The following is a 530-nucleotide window of genomic DNA, read 5'->3' as shown; positions in this document are numbered from 1 at the left end:
ATCGACGGCATTGTCGCGATCTGCAACGCCCTCGGCCGGGCGCTCCTGCGCGACGTCAATGCCGGCCGCTCGGTCTATGACAGCCGCAGCATCCTGGTGCTGTAGGCTACCCGTCTTACGGAAAGAACGCCCATGTCCTTCTGGTCCCGCTGGTTTGCAGGCGCCCCGCCTGCGGCCTCACCTCCGCACGCCCCGTCGCCACGCGCTGCCATCCATGAAGCCGGCGGCGGGCTGGTCATCAGCTCTGCCGCCGAACTGGATGCGGCGCTCCGGGCCGGCGCAGCCAGCGGCTCCGGCATGGCGGTGACGCCGGACAGCGCCATGCGGGTGGCGGCAGTCTATGCCTGCGTGCGCATCATTTCCGGCGCGGTGGCAACGCTGCCCTTGCATATCAAGCGCCGGATCGATGCCCGGACCCGCGCGGATGCCTCGGATGCACCGATCTGGCGGGTGTTGCGCCGGCGTCCGAACCGCTGGCAGACACCGTCGCAATTCCGCCGCATGATGCAGGCGCATCTGCTGTTGCGGGG

The 530-nt window shown here is 69.4% G+C and carries 1 protein-coding gene; it reads left to right on the top strand.

Annotation, left to right across the window (positions count from 1 at the left end; translation table 11 throughout):
- Positions 1-132 precede the first annotated feature (132 nt).
- Positions 133-530, top strand: a 398-nt coding sequence (locus KNW02_RS21080; protein WP_252734176.1) for a phage portal protein, incomplete at its 3' end; no start/stop codon positions are given.

It is taken from the genome of Paracoccus marinaquae, assembly GCF_018860165.1.
In the GTDB taxonomy this organism is placed as follows: Bacteria; Pseudomonadota; Alphaproteobacteria; order Rhodobacterales; family Rhodobacteraceae; genus Paracoccus; species Paracoccus marinaquae.
Note: the sequence above shows the minus strand (reverse complement) of the source record. Positions and strands in the feature narration are given on the sequence as shown.